Source organism: Desulfogranum marinum (assembly GCF_963675105.2).
Taxonomy (GTDB): Bacteria; Desulfobacterota; Desulfobulbia; order Desulfobulbales; family Desulfobulbaceae; genus Desulfogranum; species Desulfogranum marinum.
In genome coordinates this window covers 2,427,884-2,451,385 of sequence record NZ_CAXXRO010000004.1, presented here as the reverse complement: position 1 = coordinate 2,451,385, position 23,502 = coordinate 2,427,884, and the positions used below count along the sequence as shown (strand labels likewise).

Here is a 23,502-nt window from a genome sequence, read left to right as displayed (position 1 = left end):
ACCTTTTTGAGTACCACGCCAGGCGTATAATTTTGTTTTACAGTAATACTGTTTTATTTTCCGTCAATGGTTTTAGAAAATTCCTGTACAGTTTTCACACCAACCTCCTGCGCAAGAAGGGACTCAACTGCAAGTGCCATGGACCACCCACCAGTAATGGTTGTGGAATAGGGAATGTGATAATCCAAGGCTGCACGCCTGATGGTATATGCATCTTCAGTGGTTCGATTGCCCGCTGAAGTGTTAAGAATCAATTGTACAGCCCCATCTTCTATTTTATCAAGAATATGTGGTCTTCCCTGGGAAATTTTATTCACCTCTGTACATTCAATACCATAGTCGGAAAGCCTGGCTGCAGTCCCCTTTGTGGCAAGAAGAGAATAGCCTAACTCAACAAATTTCCTTGCAACCGGCACAACGGCATCCTTGTCTCCATGGCGGACCGATACAAAGACATTCCCTTTAAGCGGCAAGCTCGATCCCGCTGCCAATTGCGCTTTAGCAAGGGCCTGGCCGAGATTATCATCTATCCCCATAACCTCACCCGTGGATTTCATTTCCGGCCCAAGCAGGGTATCCACATTTTCAAAGCGATCAAAAGGAAAGACAGCTTCTTTTACAGCCCAGTGGCTAAGCTGCTTTTCCTGGGTAAAGCCCAAGTCCTCAAGACTTAACCCCATCATCACCTTGGTCGCAATTTTGGCCAACTCGACGCCTGTTGCCTTGGAAACAAAGGGAACGGTTCGCGAAGCCCGCGGATTAACTTCCAGTACATATAAAATATCGCCTTTTACGGCAAACTGGACGTTCATCAACCCAATAACTCCCAGTTCTTCGGCCATGGACTTGGTCGCCCTTGTAATTTCATCTACCATGGTAGCGGGTAAGGTATGGGGCGGTAAAACGCAGGCTGAATCACCAGAATGGATGCCGGCTTCTTCGATGTGCTGCATAATGCCACCGACCACACTCATGGTACCATCGGAGACTGCATCCACATCAACTTCAATGGCATCTTTTAAAAATTGATCGAGCAAAACAGGGTGCTCTGCTCCAGCTATTCCCGGCAAATTCATAAAGTCGCGTATACCCTCTTCATTGTAGACAATCCGCATATCGCGCCCACCGAGAACGTACGATGGTCTCATGACCACAGGGTAACCGATCCGACCTGCCACCTGCAGTGCTTCTTCCAAGGTGTGGGCTGTACCGTTTTCCGGCTGCCTGAGACCAAGCTTTTGCAGAAACTGCTGAAACCGTTTTCTGTCCTCTGCACGGTCAATGGCATCGGGAGGTGTACCGATGATAGGAACACCCGCCTTATCCAATGGCATAGCAAGATTAAGCGGCGTTTGACCACCAAACTGGACAATCACCCCGTCAGGTTTTTCCCGTTCTATAATATTCAGCACATCTTCTCTGGTTAAAGGCTCAAAATAGAGCTTATCCGAGGTGTCGTAATCCGTGGAAACGGTCTCCGGATTTGAATTAACCATGATCGACTCAACTCCGATCTCTTTCAAGGCAAAGGAAGCATGAACGCAGCAATAATCGAATTCTATGCCCTGTCCGATACGATTAGGACCGCCACCTAAAATAATTATTTTTTTCCGATCAGTAACCTCAACCTCATCTTCTTGCTCATAGGTTGAATAGTAGTATGGAGTGTACGATTCAAACTCAGCGGCACAGGTATCTACGAGCTTGTAAACAGGCTCCAACCCTTTTTTAATTCGCAACTGACGAATATCCTCTTCAGAAGTACCGGTAAGGATAGCCAGCTGCACATCCGAAAAACCATACTGCTTGGCTAAATAAAGCGCATCACTGTCCAGCCCGCTAAATCCTTTTTCGCCAATTTCCACTCCCTTGTCTACGATCTGGCGGAAATTATACAAAAACCAGGGGTCGATATGGCTTAACTCATAGATCCGCTCAACCTCCATTCCGCGCCTTAAAGCCTCAAATATATAGCTCATGCGGCGTGAATTCGGCCGGGTAAGACCACGATCCAAGTCATCCTGGTGCAGTTCGACCATCTCGTCCTTACGATCAAAGCCAAATCCCATACGGCCTATTTCCAAGGAGCGGATTCCTTTCTGGAATGCTTCCTTAAAAGTACGTCCCATGGCCATGGTTTCCCCTACCGATTTCATGGCAGTGGTGAGAATATCATCGGTTTCCGGAAATTTTTCAAAGGTCCATCGCGGTATCTTGACCACGCAATAATCTATGGTTGGTTCAAAAGATGCGTAGGTCTCACGGGTGATATCATTTTTAATTTCATCCAGCGTATAGCCAACAGCCAGCTTGGCTGCAATTTTAGCAATGGGAAACCCGGTTGCTTTAGAGGCCAGCGCAGAAGAGCGGGACACCCTGGGGTTCATTTCAATGATCATCAACTCCCCGTCTGCAGGGTTGACGGCAAACTGTACGTTGGAACCTCCTGTTTCCACACCGATTTCACGGATAATAGCAATGGCCGCATCACGCATCTCCTGATATTCTCGATCAGTAAGTGTTTGCGCTGGGGCTACGGTAATGGAATCACCCGTGTGAACGCCCATCGCATCAATATTTTCAATGGAGCAAATAATGACGACGTTGTCGTTTTTATCACGCATAACCTCAAGCTCATATTCTTTCCACCCAAGGAGGCTTCGCTCAATCATCACCTCTGTGGTCATGGATAGATCAAGTCCTGCGGTGGCAAGTTCTTTAAGCTCGGTCCGGTTGTAGGCAACACCGCCGCCGGTCCCCCCCAAGGTGAAACTTGGTCGCACAATTATGGGAAACCCTATTTCACTGCCCGCTTCCATTGCATCTTCAATCGTGTGCACAATGGCCGATTCCGGCACCTTCAGGTTAATTTTCCGCATGGCATCGCGAAACTCTTCACGGCCTTCCGCCTTTTGAATGACGTCGATATTTGCGGCAAGCATTTCTACGCCATATTTTTCAAGCACCCCCATTTCGGCGACCTTAATGGCAGTGTTCAGTCCGGTCTGCCCACCCAGAGTCGGCAACAATGCATCCGGTCGTTCCCGTTCTATGACCTTGGCCACGCACTCCGGCGTAATTGGCTCTATATAGGTCCGATCAGCAAGCCCGGGATCGGTCATGATGGTGGCAGGATTCGAGTTAATCAAAATCACCTCGAATCCTTCTTCTTTTAGAGCCTTAACAGCCTGTGCTCCAGAGTAATCAAATTCACAGGCCTGGCTAATGATAATGGGCCCGGAGCCAATGATGAGGATTTTACTTATATCTGTTCGTTTAGGCATGATACGTTATCAAATAAGAGATCAGAATGAATGCTGCATGAGTTCAATAAAACGGCCAAATAAATACTCTGCATCATGTGGACCGGGAGCATATTCAGGATGATACTGGACGGAAAAGGCAGGATACTTTAAATGCCGCATTCCTTCCAGACTGTTATCATTGAGATTGATATGGGTTACTTCGACTTCAGGTGGTAATTTTTCAGGGTCAACACAAAAACCATGATTTTGTGAAGTAATTTCGATTTTACCGGTAGTGAGATCCTTTACCGGTTGATTCGTTCCACGGTGGCCGAACTTAAGCTTATAGGTGGAGCCTCCATATGCGAGAGCAAGCATCTGGTGCCCAAGACAAATACCAAAAATAGGTTTAACACCAAGTAATTGTCTTATATTTTCAACAACACCCTCAACACCGGCAGGGTCACCGGGCCCGTTGGAAAGAAAAATTCCGTCCGGTTCAAGCGCCAGCACCTGCGCTGCAGAAGTTGTCGCGGGCACCACAACGACCTGGCACCCGTACTGTTTCAAAAGCCGTAGCTGATTGTACTTCACGCCAAAATCATAAGCCACGACCTTAAACTTTTCTTTTCCACCACTCTCGAAGCCTTTTCCCTGCTCGGGTCCTTTATCAGTCCAGAGATAAGGGGTCTCACAGCTCACTCTCTTGACCATATCCCGGCCAACCAGCCCCGGCCATTGCCTGGCTCGTTGTACCAACGAATCAGCATCCAGATCTTCGGTGGAAATAACAGCCTTCATGGCACCAGTGTTACGTATCAGCCGGGTAAGCATCCTGGTGTCAAGGCCTTCGATCCCGAGTACATTGTATTGTTGTAAAAAGGATGCTAAATCAGAGGTGGATCGATAGTTACTGGGCTGAGCTTGATACTCCCGCATTAAAAATGCACGTGGATGAACTGACGCAGACTCCATATCCTCTGCATTAACACCGTAGTTACCAATCAAGGGATATGTCATGGTTACCAATTGGGCAGTGTACGAAGGATCAGTCAACACCTCCTGATACCCACTCATGCTGGTGTTAAAAACTATTTCGCCCAAGGCCTCCCCGGGTCCTGTAAATGAATATCCTGATATTACTGTACCGTCTTCAAGCCCAATCAATGCTTTCATAAAGTGTCTTTTATCATTTTATTGTGAAAAATGTGAATAATGCCTGAGAGGCGCTTCTCTACAAACCTATTTCCTTTTATTTTCAAAGAGATCGTTCACCAGGTTAACCTGTTTTTCTATAATCTCAGCACCAGTTAAAACCAGGTGTCTGGCCTGTTCACAAGCCTGCTCATATTTTTCCTGATGCCGGTCATGCTGCTGCAGCAAACAGGCTAATTGGTCAGCATCTCTAACAGAAAAGCCACACCCTGCCGACTCAAGCAATGCTGCTTCCTGGTGAAAATCGTTCATAAAGGGACCGTAGTATACTGGACGCTCCTGTTGGACTGCTTCAAGTATATTATGCCCTCCTCGTTCAACCAGGCTTCCACCACAGAAGTTATAATCACCGGCACTGTAAAGATCGACCAAGTCCCCCATGGTATCCACGAGGACGACAGAATGGCTTCGTTTCCCACCATTTTTCAATTCCGTATAGTAATGAAACTGAAGTCCATCCGTCAGCAACAACGCGGCAACTTCCTTTATCCGCTCAAGATGTCTGGGTGCAAGCAACCACAGTATGTCGCGTTGTGCAGAAAGCCGCCGATAGACAGGCAGCAATTGTTCCTCTTCACCGGAATGGGTGGAACCGCAGAGAAAAACCTTCTCTGCCTCCACCTGAAGAATCTTTCGGTAACGATCTCTACGGAGGGGGATATCCCCTTTTACCATCGCAGATTTTACGTTACCGCAAACTTCTATCCGATCAGGGGCCGCGCCTAAGCGAGCAAAACGCGAAGCATCCTCACTGGTAATAGTTGCAATCCACTCAAACCCCTGCAGTAACTGCCCCATAAACGTCTTCAAATACAAGTAACGCCCTAAAGAACGTTCCGACAAACGCCCGTTAAGCAGTGCGGCAGCTGTACCTCGCTTTCTTAGCATGCTCAACATAACCGGCCAAAGTTCTGTCTCAAGACAGACATATACGTCTGGAGCTATCTTTTGCAGAGCCCTGGCAACAACAATCGGCACATCCAGTGGCGCCATGAGGCATGGGATATTTTCAGGAAACAGTTTTTTAGCGACCTTGTTTCCCTGTTCGGTGGTTGTAGTCAAAACTACACTCAATCCGGGTATTGTCTGCAAGAGAGCATCGGCTACAATGACAGCAGCGCGCACTTCGCCTACCGATGCAGCATGCAGCCAAAGCCGCCTTTGGCACTGAATTTCCGGTAAAAGGTTTTCATTATAGAGCCCGAGTCGCTGCTCAAGTCCGTAACTGTACCTTTTCCCTAGATGCCTGAGTAGGGGAAGAAACAGGCGTAACAAAAAATAAATACCTGTTCCGACTATACCGTATCCCAAGTACAGAATATTGTTCACATGAGCACCGGCTTATTGAAAGAGAAAGCGCAAAAACATTATATTAAAACAGGATTTATGGCGTCAGTCAACAAAGTTCATCCTAAATTCGCTAAAACAACCCTATCAGTGTTTTTTATCCTTGTAGCTTCACGAGACAAATCGTTCTGCTCCTCGTTTGGATTGCCTCTGAGCGTTGTGTGAATGTCTTCAATCGCACCCAATTTCTTAAGACTATGTTGAATACCTCCCATTTCGTTCGCCTTCCAAAAGTCTTGCGCTTACCAATGGTACCGGTAGCATAAAATTTAAGTCTCGCGATGCCTGAGCCTATACAAATCCGAGGCGAGAAGAAGTACATTCAGCAATCTACAGTGGAATTTATCATTGACAATCCCTGTTTTGATTTGTAAGCAAGCCAGACCATTCTTAGTAAGCTTTCCTAAAGGCCCGCACCCTTCCCCAATCGGGAGTTCAACGTGCCCTTACAGCACGGTCATGCATCTATTAAAGGAAAGCCGTAACCATACGTTCCATCTTTATCGCTCACAGGCCAGGCTACACGGAACGAACAGACATGCCGGAGACGACAATGAACAAATGGCTCACCACTCTACTCCTGACTGCGTTGCTTTTTGGACTCGGACAACCGGTATCAGCAAAAAATGAGGAAAAAAAAATGAAAGATGGATTGTACGCTAACATAGCCACTCAAAAAGGAGATATACTCCTCAAGCTGTATTATGACAAAACCCCCTTGACGGTTATTAATTTCGCAGGACTGGCAGAAGGCAGTCTTCATCTCGGTGGCTTTGACAAACCAACCGAAAAGCCCTTTTATGACGGTCTCACTTTTCACAGAGTAATTGACAATTTCATGATCCAAGGCGGATGTCCACTGGGAACCGGCACAGGTGGTCCTGGCTATACCTTCCCTGACGAATTTGATCCTTCATTAAAACACAATCGACCAGGCATTCTGTCCATGGCTAATGCCGGACCAGGAACCAATGGCAGTCAATTTTTCATTACCCACGTACCCACCCCCCATCTTGACGGTAAACATACGGTTTTCGGTAGAGTGATTGAGGGGCAAGACGTTGTTAATGCTATTGCCCAGGGCGATGTTATCGAAAAAATAGAAATTATCCGAGTTGGCAAGGATGCCGAGAAATTCAAAATAAACCAGGCTGCTTTTGATAAAGCAGTGGCTGAAATTGAAGATTCGAAAAACGGCGCATTAAAAAAAGAAAACGAAAAAATCAAAAAACTGATCAAGGATAAATGGCCGGAAGCCCATAAAACCCGTTCAGGACTCTATTACCAGATTGAAGCAGAAGGCAGCGGCCCAACCCCCAAACAAGGTGATGTCATCAGTGCTCACTATACAGGCCGCCTCCTGTCTAACAATAAAAAATTTGACAGCTCCTATGACCGCAAAGAACCCATTCAGTTTCCGGTGGGCCAAGGAAGAGTCATTCGTGGCTGGGATGAAGCGCTTAGTGCAATGAAGAAAGGAGAAAAACGCACCCTTATTATTCCACCGAACCTGGCTTACGGGGAACAAGGCGCAGGCGGGGTAATCCCCCCCAATGCATGGCTGGTCTTTGATGTGGAACTTGTTGATTTTTAGCCTATAAAAGACACTGCAAGCTGTTCGAAAAGGCGGGATCCCTCGGGAATACCGCCTTTTTTATTTTGATTTCAAACCGGCACATGAACAGATCCATTATTACTGCAGACAGAGAGAAGGTTGATACGTCTCTGATAATAGGCTGCGGTCTTGTCCTGGTCGGCCTGCTGCTTATTAACCGCCGGCAGCACCAAAGACCACTACACGATTAGCTCTCCTCACATTTCCCGGGGTTCTCGGCACAATTAATATTTCAATCCAATTCTATCTCGCGCCAGGTCCAGGGTTACCGTTGCCTTTTCCCGTGCCTTTTCCGCCCCTCCGGCAAGGACCTCCCGCAGATAATCCAGGTTGTTCAACAGATCTTTCTTTTTAGCCCTTGCGTCTACAAAATAGTCATTAATCAATTCAAAAAGGTCCTGCTTCAAATACCCGTAAGCAGCCCCGCCATTGACATACAAATCATGTACCTCTGCCATTTTTTCAGGAGACGCAAACAATTTGAGCAAAGCATAGAGGTTACATGTCTCAGGATCCTTTGCCTCTTCCACCGGAGTAGAATCGGTCTGGATGGACATGACGACCTTACGCAACGGTTTCTCATCCATAAAAATTGGAATGGTGTTGCCGTAGGACTTAGACATTTTTTGACCGTCCAACCCGGGAACGATCGCTGTAGATCCGCTGATAGCAGGTTCGGGTACCACAAAAGTCTCGCCAAAGGTATTATTAAACTTGATGGCTATATCGCGTGCAACTTCCAGATGCTGCTTTTGATCCTTACCAACCGGCACAATTTCTGCCTGATATAAAAGAATATCAGCCGCCATGAGCACAGGATAGGAAAAGAGGCCATGACTTGGTGCAATATTTTTGGCTACTTTATCCTTGTAAGAATGACATCGCTCCAAAAGTCCCATCGGGGTAATGGTCGACAGCATCCAGGTCAACTCACAGACCTCCGGCACATCTGACTGCACCCAGAAGGTGCAACGTTCTGGATCAAGACCGAGCGCAAGAAAATCTGCAGCAGCCTCAAGGGTGCCCTTTCGCAGGCGCTCACGATCATGCACAGATGTCAGGGCGTGGAGATCGACAATAAACACGTACAGATCTGCTGACTCCATTTGCCGAATCATGGTCTGCATCATGCCAAAATAGTTTCCGATGTGTAGTTTACCGGAAGGTTGAATACCCGATAATATGCGTTTCATAGGTAGTTTGTATAAAGAATTTCAGTGAAGGGAAAATTGACAGATCATCTATAGCGCAAAACAAAAAAAAATGGGAGTGCAGATTGAACCGCACTCCCATTCGCACTGAAAAAAAGAAAAGTAACTCTCTGCTTATTTTACCTCTTCAAAGTCAGCATCAACAACGTCGTCATCATCACCTTTACCTTTACCGCCTCCTGCTGCGCCTGCTCCTGCAGCGCCACCGGCAGCTCCTGCAGCACCAGATCCACCGCCAGGCTGATCCTGTGAAGCCTGAGCATACATCAGTTCGGCAAGTTTATGTGACGCCTGGGTCAAAGCTTCTGTTGCAGACTTGATGCTATCAACATCGTCAGTTTCAAGCGCTTTTTTCAGATTTTCAATTTCTTTTTCTACATTTCCCTTGGTCTCAGCATCCACCTTATCACCAAGCTCTGTCAAGCTCTTCTGAGTCATGTGGATCATTGCATCGCCGTTATTTTTCGCTTCTACCAGCTCCTTACGTTTCTTGTCTTCATCGGCATGCAACTCAGCATCCTTCTTCATCCTCTCGATTTCGTCTTCAGAAAGGCCGGAAGAGGCTGTAATGCGAATGGACTGTTCCTTGTTGGTGCCAAGATCTTTTGCTGAAACATGAAGAATACCATTGGCATCCAAATCAAAGGCAACCTCAATCTGCGGCACACCACGCGGGGCCGGAGGAATGTCAGCCAGTTCGAATCGGCCAATGGTCTTGTTATCTTGGGCCATTTCACGCTCGCCCTGAAGAACATGAATGGAAACCGCAGGCTGATTATCTGCAGCTGTCGAGAAGACCTGACTTTTCTTGGTTGGTACAGTGGTATTCTTCTCGATAAGCTTGGTCATTACTCCACCGAGCGTTTCAATACCAAGGGAAAGTGGCGTAACATCAAGCAGCAGTACATCCTTCACGTCACCCTGAAGCACGCCACCCTGGATGGCAGCACCGATGGCAACAACCTCATCTGGATTTACCCCCTTATGCGGATCTTTACCAAAGATGGATTTAACCTTTTCCTGCACCTTAGGCATACGAGACATGCCACCTACAAGAATAACCTCGTCGATCTCTGAAGCGTTGAGTCCGGCATCAGCAAGTGCCACCTTACATGGACCTGCAGTACGTTCGATCAAATCTTCTACCAGTGCTTCCAGTTTAGCACGACTCAACTTGATGTTGAGATGCTTTGGTCCGGATGCATCTGCGGTGATAAATGGCAGGTTAATATCGGTCTCCATAGCGGTAGAAAGCTCTTTCTTTGCTTTCTCAGCTTCTTCTTTTAACCGCTGCAGGGCCATATTGTCATTGCGGAGATCCACCCCATTATCACGCTTGAATTCGTCGGCAAGCCAGTTAACGATCCGCATATCAAAATCTTCACCACCAAGGAAGGTGTCACCGTTGGTGGATTTGACCTCAAACACACCGTCGCCGATCTCAAGGATGGACACGTCAAAAGTACCGCCACCCAGATCGAAAACAGCGATTTTTTCTTCGCCTTTTTTATCCAGACCATAGGCAAGGGAGGCAGCGGTCGGCTCATTGATAATACGTTGCACATTCAGACCGGCAATTTTTCCGGCATCCTTTGTGGCCTGGCGCTGGGCATCATTAAAGTATGCAGGAACAGTAACAACGGCATCTTCAACTGGTTCCCCCAAATACTCTTCCGCTGTCTGCTTCATTTTACCAAGGATCATTGCCGAGACTTCTGCTGCGGAGTAGGTTTTACCCTCAACTTCAACCACAGCATCGCCACCAGGACCTTCAACAATCTTAAAAGGACTGATATCAATAGATTTTTTCACTTCCAAGTCGGTAAACTTTCGCCCAACAAGCCGTTTGATGGCAAAAAGAGTTCGCGTCGGATTCGTAACGGCCTGCCGTTTTGCAACCTGGCCGACCAAACGCTCCCCATTGTCTGTAAATGCCACAATTGAAGGGGTGGTTCTGTTTCCTTCGCTATTTTCAATGACCTTTGGATCACCGCCCTCCATGATGGATACACAACAGTTGGTAGTACCCAGGTCAATGCCTATAATTTTTCCCATAATGCTTCTCCTGTCTCCTTAAATAATCAGCTACAAGCTGTAAAAAATACCTTAATAATTACTTAATATAACATTATCTAAACTGTTTCCCCTGCTTGCAGGGATCGGTTATGCGTCCTCTTCCAGTGCGGGACCGCTTGAGACAACCACCTGAGCATGACGCAACACCCTGTCCTTGAACCGATACCCCTTGGCAAATTCGCGCAAGACATGATTGGCTGGAACCTCACTGCTGTTTTCCATGGTCAATGCATCCTGCTCATCAGGATTAAATTCCTGCCCCACAGCATCTAAAGGTTCAACACCGAATTTTTCAAGAGTTCCGACCAAACCTTTCTGGGTAAGATCCAACCCTTCAAGCATTGATTCAAGTTTCGCACTCGCATCGTCGGCATCTGCTTTGCCCTGATCAATGGCACGATAAAGATTATCAAGTGTTGTCAGTAACTCACGCAGTATATTTTCCCCGGCGTATTTCATGAGTTTACTCTGCTCGCGCTCTATTCTCTTTTTAAAATTTTCAAATTCAGCAGCGACGCGAAGCAGTTTATCCTCTGCAGCTTCAAGTTCTTCCTGCAGGTTTCTTTCCGGTTGTTCAACAGATTCATCAACAACAGATTCCACACCACCAGGCTCTTCAGGAACTGCAGTTTCTTCCTCCGGATCAACAGGCTGCTGCTCTTTGGTCTCTTCTACCACCTCAAGTCTCCTTCTCCCTAAGTATATTTCCACCGTCTTGTTGAGCTGTTATTCCACACAGATCAATCAACCGGCCAGACAAATCTGGTGCCAACAATAAGTATGGCAAAAACCAGTGTCAAGGGCGGGAAAAATCAATTTAAGTAGGAAAAAATGGGGAGTGTAAAGCCTTTTACACCTTGGCCAAGCAAAGCTACGCCGGATAAAAAATGTTTTTCCCTTGCCGAACAAGGTTAAAAAAACAACACACGATGCCACTGGCGAAAAGAACAGCTCCCCACGCTAAATCCTGACAAAATCGCCGTTGCTGATCGGGCAACTATGAACTAATTCGAGCCAAATCAACAAGGTGCAGCAAATATGTTTACAGGGTGTCCTGGAAAACGGGCAAATTCGTTCAAATTCGCTGTACAGGCAAAATTTTACCGCAGGCACATAAGCTGATATCGGAGCCTAACGCTGACCTTCAAGGATAAAAACTTGAATGGAACAAAACAGTTGGATGTATGAATAATATTTCAAGATAGCATGGAGCCGACTCAAACTAACTACACGCGCAGTACATTGACGCCACAAACTGGTGGCAACCTAGCGAATGCAATGCCTGAGTTTTTCAGCGTTGACTGTGAACAGCTTAACAGGTGAGCTTATATTTTCCCATCAGACGAATCCGCGTTCACGTCCTCGACAGAGGACCGATAAAAACAAAAAGTATTCCGCCCCTTCTCTTTAGCTTTGTACAATGCCATATCAGCACACTTGATCACCCCGTCGATGTCGGATGAATCATCAGGATACAGGGCGATGCCGATACTTGTTGAAATACTGATAACATGCTCTTGTATCCGCACCTGTTCCTGCATGACAGCAATAATTTTCCCAGCGATTATTGCAACGTCTTTTTTATTGCCGATTCCGTCAAGTACAAAAACAAATTCATCCCCGCCTAGTCGAGCTACCGTGTCCGAGGCTCGACACTGCCGTTTAAAACGGTCAGCCACTTCCACCAACAGATCATCACCAACATCGTGACCGAGCGTATCATTGATATGTTTAAAACGATCCAGATCAAGATACATGACAGCTACCCCTTTCTCAAGCCTGCCGGCCTTGATCAGCGCCTGGTTGAGCCGATCTCTAAACAAAAGCCTGTTGGGTAAACCGGTTAAAGTGTCATGATGGGCCAGCCGGTAGAGCTTGGATTGGCTGTCTCGAAGTTCGTCTTCAATTCGCAGCCTGTCGGTGACATCCCTGGCAACTTCAATAATCCCGTAAACCTCTCCTTCAGCATTTCTCAACGGTGAGATATCGAGCTCAAAGGTATTATTAATACCGTTACCATGGTAGGGATTATGGATGAGTTTCACCTGATTATCTTTTTCCCTGATTGCACTTATGGGACAGGGAAAGCGGTGGTCGTTGCAGGGACCACCTGCACTGCAAAACAGTTCATAACATTTTCTGCCATGCATGGAACCACCTGCTTCAGAAACATTAATCAGCCCAACCGCGGTCTGATTAATAAGCAAAATGTTATATTGCAAATCAATGACCATGACAGGATCACCGGCACTGTCAATAACTGTCTGTAAAAAATTTCGTTCATGGTCGACTGCATTATGCAGCTGTTGCTGGATTGCAGCAAGTGCCTGTTCCCTATGTTTTTGTAAAGTTATATTCTGGTGGGTCCCGGTCATCCTGACCGGCATATTGTTTTCATTTCTTTCAACAACTCTTCCCCGGTCAAGATACCAGGCCCAATCACCATGCTCATCTTTTACCCGGTATTCGATTCTATACTCGTCAGTTTGCCCTTCCAGATGCGCGTTTAATATAGTGAGCACCTTTTCCTTATCATCCGGATGAACAATGCGATTGGTTGAGCCAGGCCCTTTATCGCCGCTTCGATAATCTAAATACTCTTTTTGGTTGGGGCTGGTGTACATCTCACCGGTTTGAATATTCCAATCCCACAACCCGGCTTGGGAGGCAAGTAATGCGAGTTCATAGCGTTCTTCAATCCGGCGCATTTCCTTTTCACGATGCTTTGCATCCTCCTTATCAAATAAGCGGCGTAAAGCATGAGCAACAGCCTCACCGACCTGGGAAAAAGACTGAACATCAAGAATGGATGACACTCCCTCACCAACAGACAGCGTTGTATGCACCACTAAAAAACCATACAGTGCGGGGGTAGACCTTATCGCAGTGCAGATACCGGTATACGACGATCCTCGAGGAAAGGTATTGCATACAATACATTTTTCTGATCGGCAAAAAACTGTCGCCAAAGATGGCTCTTGCAACACCCGAAGCCCGCATGGTGGCAAAACACCTTCGCGAAGATGGGCCATTATTTCTTGAAAACGAGCAGCAAATCCAGTTTCAGCGGTAATCATGCTGCCGGTCGTTTCATCGATAAACACAATAAGCGATGATACAAACAGGCTGTTAGTTACCAGCCTGTCACAGATCCCCTGTAGCAAATTCGAAAGATCGTTTTCCGTCAAAAGATGACGATACACCTCGTTTATAGCCTGGAGTAACTCCCCTTGCCTATCACATGCCATCTCGTCTCCATACTGTTTTTCCCCTCTCCATATTTCCTCCCGCTTATAGCTCTATCTTGCTGACTTTCAATTTACTCACAAATATGGGGCAATAGGTCCCGCCTTTCATGTAGCTTTAACCAAAATGAACACTTTTCCCAAAACCAGCCCTGAAGACCGGCAGGTGATGTAAGCATTATCTCCTGATTACACTTCTAAACCGCAGCTTGGCAGGCATTATGGCTGATGTGGCTGGCCAAGCAACAAAAAATTCAGCAGTTACTGTATGTCGTAGGTTTTCAGCTTATTCAAAAGTGTCTTTCTGGTTATCTGGAGACGACGAGCGGCCTCACTCCTGTTGCCTCCTGTTTCCTTGAGCGTCTTCAGAATTAATGCTTTTTCTGCGTCTTTTAGAGTTGCAGGCTTTTTTTCTTTGCCGGCGGGGTGCAAGCCGGCCCAGCGCTGAATCGGCAATGGCAGTTCACCGACATCAAGGTATTCGCCTCGCATGAGAATAACTCCCCTTTCTATGGAATTTTCAAGCTCCCTGACGTTACCAGGCCACGGATACCGGATAAGTATGTCCATATACTCCGGCGTAATCCCCCTCACCTGACGAGAATTTTTTTCTGCGAATCGTCGAATAAAAAAATCGACTAACACCGGAATATCTCCATCGCGAAGTCGCAAAGGAGGGACCTCCAACACTACAACATTCAATCTGTAATACAGGTCTTCACGGAATCGACCAGCTGCAACCTCGTCTTCCAAATTACGGTTCGTGGCCGTAATGATACGGGCATCCACATCCAGGGTTTCCTGACCACCAACCCTTTCCAATTCGTGCTCCTGAAGAACACGCAGCAGCTTGACCTGCATTGCCGGCGAAGTTTCTCCGATTTCATCTAAAAAGAGGGTGCCCCCCTGGGCCTGGACAAACCGCCCTTCTCTTCTTTTATCAGCACCCGTGAAGGCCCCACGCTCATGGCCAAAAAGTTCTGACTCCAACAGATTTTCGGCAAGCGCTGCACAGTTGACCTTGACTAAAGGCCCCTTTGCCCGCTTGCTGTAATGATGAATCGCCGAAGCAACCAATTCTTTACCAGTCCCTGACTCCCCACAGATAAGTACAGTTGCCTCTGTTGGTGCTACCTGGAGGATAAGCTGCCACAAATGCTGCATTGCCTCAGAATTACCAATAAAACGTTCATTCTCACCAAAAGGCTGACCAACAACGCTCCCCTCCTCCCCTTTTTGCCTATGCCCCATGGCAACCTCGAGGGTTTGTTTGAGTTTATCAAAATCGAGCGGTTTAGTCAGATAGTCATGGGCGCCTTCTTTCATGGCAGCTACCGCTGAATCAATGGAAGAAAAAGCCGTCATGATCACCACCGGAATCGCCGGGTTAATAGCATGAATCCGCTTAAGCGCCTCCATCCCATTCATGGTGGTCATCCGTACATCCATCAAAATAGCATCATATGGCCCTTCTTCGACTGCTGCCACAGCGGTTACACCGTCATCAGCTTCCATGCTCTGCCAGCCCCACTCAGCAAAAAGGGACGTGAGCATAAAACGGTGCACTTGTTCATCATCAACGACTAAAATTTTGCACTTGCTCTTGTTACGGTCTTGCATAGTAATATTTTCTTTTTTTCTGCATATTAGGTATATGTTGCTTCTCATCAACAGGAGGCGCACATGAAACAGACACTACATATAGAAAAAATCATTCACGGTGGGAGCGGGTTGGGCCGTCTGGAGGGCGGCTTAGTCGTGATGGTACCTTTTGTACTACCTGGCGAAAAGGTAGAGATAAAAGAAAAAAAACGCTCCAAAAAATTTATCCAGGCAGAGCTGCTTGAGATTACCCAAGCCTCCCCACGTCGCATCTCCCCCCCATGTCCTTATTATACCCAATGCGGCGGTTGTAATCTCCAGCATATTGAATACCCAGAACAACTCGCCTTAAAACGCACTCTGCTTGCAGAAACCCTGGCAAGAAACAAAATACCGCTAACAACAGCGGCTATCAATGATACCCTGCCCTCACCACAGCCTTTTGCCTACCGATATCGTATCCGGCTCCACCTGGACAACAAACAGCGTCTGGGATTCCACCGGGTTGGCAGCAATCAGATCATCCCCATATCCAGATGTCTGCTGGCCACAGATGCGATCAATCGCAGTTTACATATATTCAAGACCAACTACCTTGATCAAAAACTGGCTGCCTCCTGGAAGAGTGTAGAATTTATAGAGTCTCCAGCCACTGGTAAAATTACCATTGTACTCCATCCACGACGCCACCATTCCAGCAATGCTCCACCATTGGACCTCAGCGATGCGGCTGACTACACTGTCAGTAAAAACAAACAGCACTTTCATGCCGCCCACCCGCCTTTAAACAGCCCACAGTTGCAGCAGCAGTTCAGCCTGGCTGATTTTGATTACACGTTGTCCTGGGACAGTTACTGTTTTTTCCAAACCAATGTAGAGCAGAACGTACAACTGGTAGCATGGGTATGGGACAAGCTCAACACAAAAAAGCCAACTACGCTGCTGGATCTCTTCTGCGGCATAGGTAATTTCTCTGTTCCATTGCTGCTTCAAGGATGGCAAATCACCGGCGTAGAGCATAATCAACGATCTATTGCATGGGCGAAAAAAAATAGCGTTCATCCCGCCTCTACAGCAGCTATTACCTACCAGTGTGAAAACGTTACTCGATCATTGTCCCAATTTAAGCAAAAAAAACTCGGTTTTGATGTGGTGCTCCTCGACCCCCCCAGGCAAGGACTTGACAGAGAAGCCGTAACGGATCTGACAGCCATGGCACCCAAAAAAATAGTCTATATATCCTGTGACCCCGCGACCATGGCTCGAGATCTAGCCCATATGTGTTCATCAGGTTATAGTGTCGCAGAAGTCACTCCTGTTGATATGTTTCCGCAAACACATCATATTGAATCGGTGATTGTTCTGGAAAAAAATTGACATCCAAACCACGACGCACTATTTATACGTGTTTTTGTAGGGCCTGCCCCTCTATCACAAGGCGATGGATTCGCAGTCGAACACCTTATACCGCTCTTATATCTCCCCCAAATACTTACTTTTATATTTTAACTGATGGAAACAACAAGCAATCTCCTTAAACAACGTCGAGAAAAAGCCGAAGCACTTGCCCAGGAAGGCGTCAAGTTATTCAGCAACACTTTCACTGCCCCACAGGCAATAGCTGAAATTCTTCCCCAAGGCGAGCCGCTCAGCGCTGAATCCCACGACGAAAGCGGGACCACCTATCGTATTGCCGGACGAATCATGTCCATGCGTAAATTCGGCAAAGCTGCTTTTTTCCATGTCCAGGATACCTCAGGAAGAATTCAGATCTATGTACGCAGAGATACTATTGGCACTGAAAACTTTGCTCTTTTCAAAAAATGGGATGTCGGTGATATCGTAGGGGTGGAAGGTAAACTCTTCAAAACCAAAGTCGGTGAGACCTCCATTGATACAAGAACCTTGGTTATGATCTCTAAATCGCTGCGTCCGCTGCCTGAAAAATTTCACGGCCTTACCGATGTAGAAACCAGGTACCGCCAGCGATATCTTGATCTGATCGTCAACCCAGAAACCAAGGAAACCTTTCAAAAAAGGGTGGAAATCATCCGCCTGATTCGAGAATTCCTTAACAACCGCGGCTACATGGAAGTAGAAACGCCAATGATGCAGCCCGTTCCCGGGGGTGCAACGGCAAAGCCTTTTAAAACTCATCACAATGCGTTGGGAATGGATCTGTTTCTCCGGATTGCACCGGAATTGTATCTTAAACGGCTTCTGGTAGGGGGATTTGAAAAAGTTTTTGAAATAAACAGAAACTTCCGTAACGAGGGGTTATCCACTCGCCACAACCCCGAATTCACCATGCTCGAATTTTACCAGGCCTATGCAACGTATCATGACCTGATGGATCTCACCGAAGAAATGGTTTCCTGGCTGGCAGCAGAAGTGACCGGTTCCATGGAGCTTACCTACCAGGATATTCCGGTCAATCTGGCACCTCCATGGCGACGTTTGACAATGGATGAAGCGCTGGTGCAGGTTGGGGGTGTAGACGCCTCCCTACTTGAAGACGAGGCAGCGATATTTAACCTTGTTGAGGAAAAAGGTATCCAGCTGCAACCCGGAGCTGGGGTTGGCAAGGCGAAAACTGAGTTGTTTGAGTTACTGGTCGAGGAAAAACTCATAGATCCCACCTTTATTACCTCCTATCCGACCGAAGTTTCACCGTTGGCTCGCCGCAACGAAGAGGATCCGAGTGTGACCGACCGTTTCGAACTGTTTATCACCGGTAGAGAGATCGCCAATGCGTTCAGTGAGTTAAACGATCCTGTTGATCAGCTGCAACGCTTTCAACAACAAATTGATCAACGGGGTGATGATGAAGAAATCCATCCGGTACTGGACCAGGATTATGTCAGGGCTCTTGAGTACGGGATGCCTTCTGCGGCTGGTGAAGGGATAGGGATCGACAGACTGGTGATGCTGCTGACTGATTCGCCCTCTATTAGAGACGTCATCCTCTTTCCTCACTTGAAACCGGAAGTAAAGGAGTAAAAAAAACTCTCACCGCCTCTTTATAAAGCTCTACTCTAACAGAATAAAATTTATGCCGTCTTTTGAATGGTTTATCTGCCTACGCTACCTGAAAGCCAAAAGGCAGCAGAAATTTATTTCCCTGATCACGGTCATCTCTGTTTTAGGGGTTGCGGTTGGGGTTCTGGCACTGATTGTGGTGCTGAGTGTCTATACCGGCTTTACTCAGGGGTTGCGGGACCAGATCATAGGTATCAACGCCCATGTTCTCGTCCAATCCTATGGTGGTTCGATCAACAATGTTGACCATGTTCTTGAACGATTGGAGACGACTAAAGGGGTAGTGGCAGCTACTCCTTACGTCTACGGTCAAGCACTCATCACCTCCAGTAATAATTCCACAGGAATCGTACTCAGAGGGATTGACCCAACAAGCGCTGCCAAGGTCATCACCATTGACAAGGTGATGCAGATGGGCCGGCTAACAGATCTGCAAAACACGATTGGCTTTCCATCGATCATTTTGGGGATAGAACTTGCCAAAAGCCTTCGGGTAACGGTTGGTGACAAGGTGCGCCTCATCTCACCCAATGGACCTCTTTCGCCCATGGGTATCCTCCCTAAAATCAAAACCTGTTTACTGGTCGGCATATTTGAAACCGGAATGTACGAATATGATTCCACCATCGGCTATACAAACCTGGCGACAGCCCGTACTCTAACCGGTTTGGACAAGGGGGTTCACGGCATCGAGGTCAAGGTAGAGGATGTTGATGCGGCTGACAAAACAGCAGATGCCGTTGAAAAAACGCTAGGGCCGGGCTACTCCGTACGCGACTGGATGCAGATCAACCAAAATCTTTTTGCGGCCCTAAAGCTTGAAAAGGTTGGAATTTTTATTGCGCTGGACCTCATTATCCTGGTCGCAGCCCTAAACATCATCAGTGCGCTGATTATGGTGGTCATGGAAAAAACCAGGGATATCGCCATCCTCAAATCCATGGGCGCTACCACCGGCTCTATTATGCGTATCTTTTTTTACCAAGGGGCTGTTATCGGCCTTTGCGGGACAACCCTGGGAGTTATAAGCGGACTAACAGTGTGTGGCATCCTCAAACGCTATAAAATCATAGAACTTCCAAGCAATGTCTACCCCATGTCAACCATGCCGATCACCGTGGTTCCGTTTGATGTAATACTCATAGCGGTTTCAGCCATACTCATTACTCTGCTGGCCACCCTCTATCCTTCCTGGAAGGCTTCAAAAATCCGACCTGCAGAGGCCTTAACCTATGAGTAAATCACAAAACGTACTGCTCCAAGCCAGGGGTATCTGCAAAGCCTTTCATCAGGGACAGCAGCCGATCCATGTGCTCAACGATATCGACCTTGATGTTCATCGATGTGAGATGACTGCGATTGTCGGAGCATCCGGTTCCGGCAAAACAACCCTCTTGCAAATTCTCGGCACTTTGGACCAAGCCGACAGCGGCCAACTCCTCTTCAACGACACAGATCTAACCACTCTGTCCGACAACGAAATTGCCGCACACCGTAATGCCAATATCGGTTTTATCTTCCAGTTCCATCATCTACTGCCTGAATTCACAGCAATCGAAAATGTAATCATGCCTGGCCTTATTCAGGGATTAAAACGCGACCAGCTGGAAACAAACGCAATGGAACTGCTTGGCGGAGTAGACCTCCAACAGCGGAGCAACCATCGAACCGGAGAGTTGTCAGGCGGCGAACAGCAACGAGTTGCCCTTGCCAGGGCCCTGATTATGAAACCAGCACTGCTTTTTGCGGACGAGCCAACCGGTAATCTCGATTCTGTCAGCGGCGAAAAAGTCTTTCACCTGCTGCGTGACCTCACCAATTCCATGGGACTCAGTGTGATCATGGTTACCCACAATATGCAGTTAGCTCAAATGATGGACAGATGCCTGACTCTGCAAGACGGCAACCTGGCTTAAGGCCTTCTCCAGCAACCGCATCATTTGCCACCGTCTTTTTGATGTGCCAATAATCCGGTCTTCTGCTCCTTGACATGTTGTTATTTTTATGACCAGGAAGAAAGGAAAAAACAGCTACACCTATACCCGAAAAATCAGTTAAAATTTGCTGGTCAGTGGTCGCGCTCTTCTGCTCCGAGCGCCCTTTTTCTCCATTCCTCTCCACTGATACCGGGCCTGATCGTGCTTCGCCAGATACATAGCGGTTATTTGCGACTATTTTCACATGCTATTTGCTTTCCCTCTTTACCTGAGATAGATTTGTTGACTTTTCCAAGCGAAGTCGAACTTGTTTTGATTATTGTTGCTGTTCAATAGTCTTCCAGATGCGTACAACCACCCTGGATAACGAGAGGAGTGCCGGGTTGTTCTGCCTGATCGTGCGCAGAGGCAAAGCGAACAAACCTCCTCACGGGAGAGTGCATGCACCGTGGAGCGCTCCTGCAGAGGGACGAATATTTTGCATAAAAGCATTTCCCTGCTTGTCGTTGAGCTGACAACAATTTTTCCAAAGCGATTTTGAAATAAGTTGGTTGATTTTTTTCTGTTGCAAACAAGATGACACAGATAAATACCATACACCCCATGGCCAAAGAGGTATCTGCGCTCAACACCTATTGGCTTGTCCAATATTTAGAGGAGCACCACCCATCTCTTGATCTGCGCAAGCTCATCACTGAGGCCTGCCGGCAGAAGCCTGTGTATGTCGAAAATTTACAGACCGGTGAGGTTGAAGAAGTTGGCCTCGCCCACTTGAGAAACCCCAGACACTGGTTCTCCCACAGGTTTATCAAAACGCTGCATGATATCATCCAGCAAGAGATACCAGATCCTCGCTTGGCCTTTAAAATAGGCAGCACCATGTACAAAACTCAACCTATGCTTACCACTGCTCTGGGCATCCCCTTGCTTGGTATCCATAGAGTGGCTAAAAAGGTTTCCTCTGAAGCATACAAATATAACAGGACCAAAAAGTACTCTGTTGTAAAAATGGAAAAAAAATGTATAGAAATCCGCATTACCCATAATCCTGGAATAAATACCTGTCCATTTACCATGCAGTGGAATGCTGGTTGCTTTGTCTCCTATGCTCGACTGGCAGGGGCCACCAATATCAAAGTATCCTCTCGCTGTATTGAAAAGGGACCGGAAGGCCCTGGTGACCCCAGAAGAGCCATCTGGGATTTCAAGATCACCTATCAGGAACCAGGGGTCCTTACCCGTCTTGCCAAAGCCGCCCTTCGTAACATGCCTGGAATCAAAACACTTGTTGAACGGGCAGAGGCTATTGAAAGCGATCATCAGGACCAGATAGTTAACCGAGACAATATAATCGCTGAGCGCACCGCAGATCTGGCACAAGCGAATCAAACCATGCGCAAGGAAATTGCTGATCGCAAACTGGCAGAAGCGGCATTGCTGCAAAACAAGGAGCAACTGCAGCGCTACATCACAGCCATTGATGATATAGGACTTGGATTATGCGTAATTGATGCGGACTATCGCCTGCAGGTCATGAACACAACTTTTACAAGCTGGTTCGGTGGCCACCCCGGCAAAACCTGTTACAGCGCTCTTATGGGGAAAAAAGAACCATGCAGCCATTGTAAAATGGTGGAGGTCATCGAGCGAGGGAAAAAAATTCGTTATCACCCTACGGTCCCAGATGGACGGGCCTTTGAAATGGTTGCCACCCCTATACACAACAGCGATGGCACTATTTCTAAAATGGAAATTATCCGTGACCTTTCTGAGCAAAAAAAGCGAGAACAACAAAAACTGGAGAGCCTCCAACACCAAGAACAGCTCAAAAAGCTGGAAAGTCTCAAAACAATGGCCACAGCCATTGCCCACCGCTTTAACAATGCCATGACCGGCGTACAAGGCAACCTGGAGCTTCTAACCCTTGCTCTTTCGAAAAACTCAAAAGAATACGCAATGGCCGCAAACGCATTTCGGGAAGCAAAGGGAGCTTCTCAGGTCGGTTCCATCATGTTAAGCTACGTTGGCCAAAATCCCCTGCAGTGCCGGCAGGTCGCTCTTGCAGAGCTGGTCAGGTCAACTGTTACCAGCTCCCAAAATCTTTTTCATCCACAGGTCAACCTCATATTCATACCGCCTTCGCAACCACTTTACTGCTCGGTTGATAGACAGCAAATAAGTGAAGCCATAGAAAACATCCTTGCCAATGCTGCCGAATCCTTGAGCAACGATTCCGGCTCCGTTGAGATTACCTTTGGCAACGAGTATTTCAGTAAAGCTTCATTCCCTCTTTTTTTTCAGAAAAAGAACATCAGCGACGGCAACTATATATTTTGCCGGATAAAAGATTCAGGTCACGGAATAGCAGGTGATAATCTATCGAAAGTTTTTGAACCGTTTTACACCACTCGGTTTGTCGGCAGGGGGCTTGGCCTGGCTCTCGCCTCCGGGATTATGCTGGCACACGATGGAGCCATCATCGTCGACAGTGTCCCAGGTAAAAGTACGACTGTGCAGATTCTTTTCCCTTTCACCCCTCTCCGATCAGGACATCCCATGCCCGTTGCCGAAGTTGCACCCAACGTTGGCACAAGTCTATCGGGACATATCCTGCTTGTGGATGACGAACCGCCAGTGCTGGAGGTCGGTAAAAAATTCCTGACAATGCTTGGTTTTACAGTACATACCGCTGTCAACGGTAAGGAAGCTATTTCCAAAATCAGAGGACAGGAGCACGATTACCGCGCAATTGTAATGGACATTTCCATGCCGGAAATAAATGGTATCCAAGCCATGGAATCAATCAGGCAGATGAATCCAACACTGCCCATCCTGCTCAGTAGCGGATACCTTGCAACAGAATTTCCTTTTTCAGCAAACAATACCGCTACAGCGCCAGACGGTTTTCTAGCTAAACCATTTCAGCTTGCAGATATGCAAAGCAACCTTGAGTTGTTGCTCTCCTGGTAA

15 protein-coding genes are annotated in these 23,502 nt (G+C 47.2%); 7 read left to right on the top strand and 8 right to left on the bottom strand.

Going from position 1 to position 23,502, the window contains the following annotated elements:
* Window positions 1–53 precede the first annotated feature (53 nt).
* The 3 genes from carB to ACHZCY_RS19465 all read right to left on the bottom strand — a co-directional run bounded on the left by carB (window position 54) and on the right by ACHZCY_RS19465 (window position 5,789).
* Window positions 54–3,284 (bottom strand): carbamoyl-phosphate synthase large subunit, encoded by a 3,231-nt coding sequence (gene carB, locus ACHZCY_RS19475; protein ID WP_319550062.1) that lies wholly within the window; start codon window positions 3,282–3,284, stop codon window positions 54–56.
* Window positions 3,285–3,305: 21 nt separating this feature from the next.
* The gene (gene carA / locus ACHZCY_RS19470) at window positions 3,306–4,421 is read right to left on the bottom strand and encodes a glutamine-hydrolyzing carbamoyl-phosphate synthase small subunit (protein ID WP_319550061.1); all 1,116 of its coding nucleotides are present in this window, start codon (window positions 4,419–4,421) and stop codon (window positions 3,306–3,308) included.
* A 66-nt stretch (window positions 4,422–4,487) separates the two neighbouring features.
* Window positions 4,488–5,789, bottom strand: a complete 1,302-nt coding sequence (locus ACHZCY_RS19465) for a 3-deoxy-D-manno-octulosonic acid transferase (RefSeq protein ID WP_319550060.1) — start codon at window positions 5,787–5,789, stop codon at window positions 4,488–4,490.
* A gap of 658 nt (window positions 5,790–6,447) precedes the next feature.
* Between ACHZCY_RS19465 and ACHZCY_RS19460 the strand changes: the two genes are divergently transcribed.
* Together ACHZCY_RS19460 and ACHZCY_RS19455 are read left to right on the top strand one after the other, a co-directional pair.
* Window positions 6,448–7,401, top strand: coding sequence for a peptidylprolyl isomerase (locus ACHZCY_RS19460; protein WP_205221106.1), 954 nt, complete (start codon window positions 6,448–6,450; stop codon window positions 7,399–7,401).
* Between the two features lie 83 nt (window positions 7,402–7,484).
* On the top strand, window positions 7,485–7,613 hold the full coding sequence (locus ACHZCY_RS19455) for a hypothetical protein (RefSeq protein WP_319550059.1): 129 nt from the start codon (window positions 7,485–7,487) through the stop codon (window positions 7,611–7,613).
* Window positions 7,614–7,646: 33 nt separating this feature from the next.
* Here ACHZCY_RS19455 and trpS read toward each other — a convergent pair whose 3' ends face one another.
* The 5 genes from trpS to ACHZCY_RS19430 all read right to left on the bottom strand — a co-directional run bounded on the left by trpS (window position 7,647) and on the right by ACHZCY_RS19430 (window position 15,574).
* A complete protein-coding gene (trpS, locus tag ACHZCY_RS19450) occupies window positions 7,647–8,615 on the bottom strand; it encodes a tryptophan--tRNA ligase (protein ID WP_205221078.1) in 969 nt (322 codons plus the stop codon).
* 132 nt (window positions 8,616–8,747) lie between these two features.
* Window positions 8,748–10,688 carry a molecular chaperone DnaK gene (gene dnaK / locus ACHZCY_RS19445; protein WP_205221077.1) on the bottom strand — a complete coding sequence of 647 codons (1,941 nt, stop codon included), beginning with the start codon at window positions 10,686–10,688 and terminating at the stop codon, window positions 8,748–8,750.
* A gap of 108 nt (window positions 10,689–10,796) precedes the next feature.
* Complete coding sequence (locus tag ACHZCY_RS19440) at window positions 10,797–11,387, bottom strand: nucleotide exchange factor GrpE (protein WP_319550058.1); 591 nt, start codon at window positions 11,385–11,387, stop codon at window positions 10,797–10,799.
* A gap of 647 nt (window positions 11,388–12,034) precedes the next feature.
* Window positions 12,035–13,957, bottom strand: coding sequence for a diguanylate cyclase domain-containing protein (locus ACHZCY_RS19435; RefSeq protein ID WP_319550057.1), 1,923 nt, complete (start codon window positions 13,955–13,957; stop codon window positions 12,035–12,037).
* Between the two features lie 258 nt (window positions 13,958–14,215).
* Window positions 14,216–15,574, bottom strand: coding sequence for a sigma-54-dependent transcriptional regulator (locus ACHZCY_RS19430; protein ID WP_319550056.1), 1,359 nt, complete (start codon window positions 15,572–15,574; stop codon window positions 14,216–14,218).
* A 63-nt stretch (window positions 15,575–15,637) separates the two neighbouring features.
* On the opposite strand from ACHZCY_RS19430, the gene ACHZCY_RS19425 reads away from it, so the two are divergent.
* The 5 genes from ACHZCY_RS19425 to ACHZCY_RS19405 all read left to right on the top strand — a co-directional run bounded on the left by ACHZCY_RS19425 (window position 15,638) and on the right by ACHZCY_RS19405 (window position 23,502).
* Window positions 15,638–16,933, top strand: coding sequence for a class I SAM-dependent RNA methyltransferase (locus ACHZCY_RS19425; RefSeq protein WP_319550055.1), 1,296 nt, complete (start codon window positions 15,638–15,640; stop codon window positions 16,931–16,933).
* 135 nt (window positions 16,934–17,068) lie between these two features.
* Window positions 17,069–18,556, top strand: coding sequence for a lysine--tRNA ligase (gene lysS, locus ACHZCY_RS19420; RefSeq protein ID WP_319550054.1), 1,488 nt, complete (start codon window positions 17,069–17,071; stop codon window positions 18,554–18,556).
* A 52-nt stretch (window positions 18,557–18,608) separates the two neighbouring features.
* On the top strand, window positions 18,609–19,835 hold the full coding sequence (locus ACHZCY_RS19415; protein ID WP_319550053.1) for a lipoprotein-releasing ABC transporter permease subunit: 1,227 nt from the start codon (window positions 18,609–18,611) through the stop codon (window positions 19,833–19,835).
* Entirely contained in the window at window positions 19,828–20,511 is a 684-nt protein-coding gene (locus ACHZCY_RS19410; protein ID WP_319550052.1) for an ABC transporter ATP-binding protein, read from the top strand. Before ACHZCY_RS19415 ends, ACHZCY_RS19410 begins: the two co-directional genes overlap by 8 nt.
* Window positions 20,512–21,108: 597 nt before the next feature.
* On the top strand, window positions 21,109–23,502 hold the full coding sequence (locus ACHZCY_RS19405; RefSeq protein WP_319550051.1) for a hybrid sensor histidine kinase/response regulator: 2,394 nt from the start codon (window positions 21,109–21,111) through the stop codon (window positions 23,500–23,502).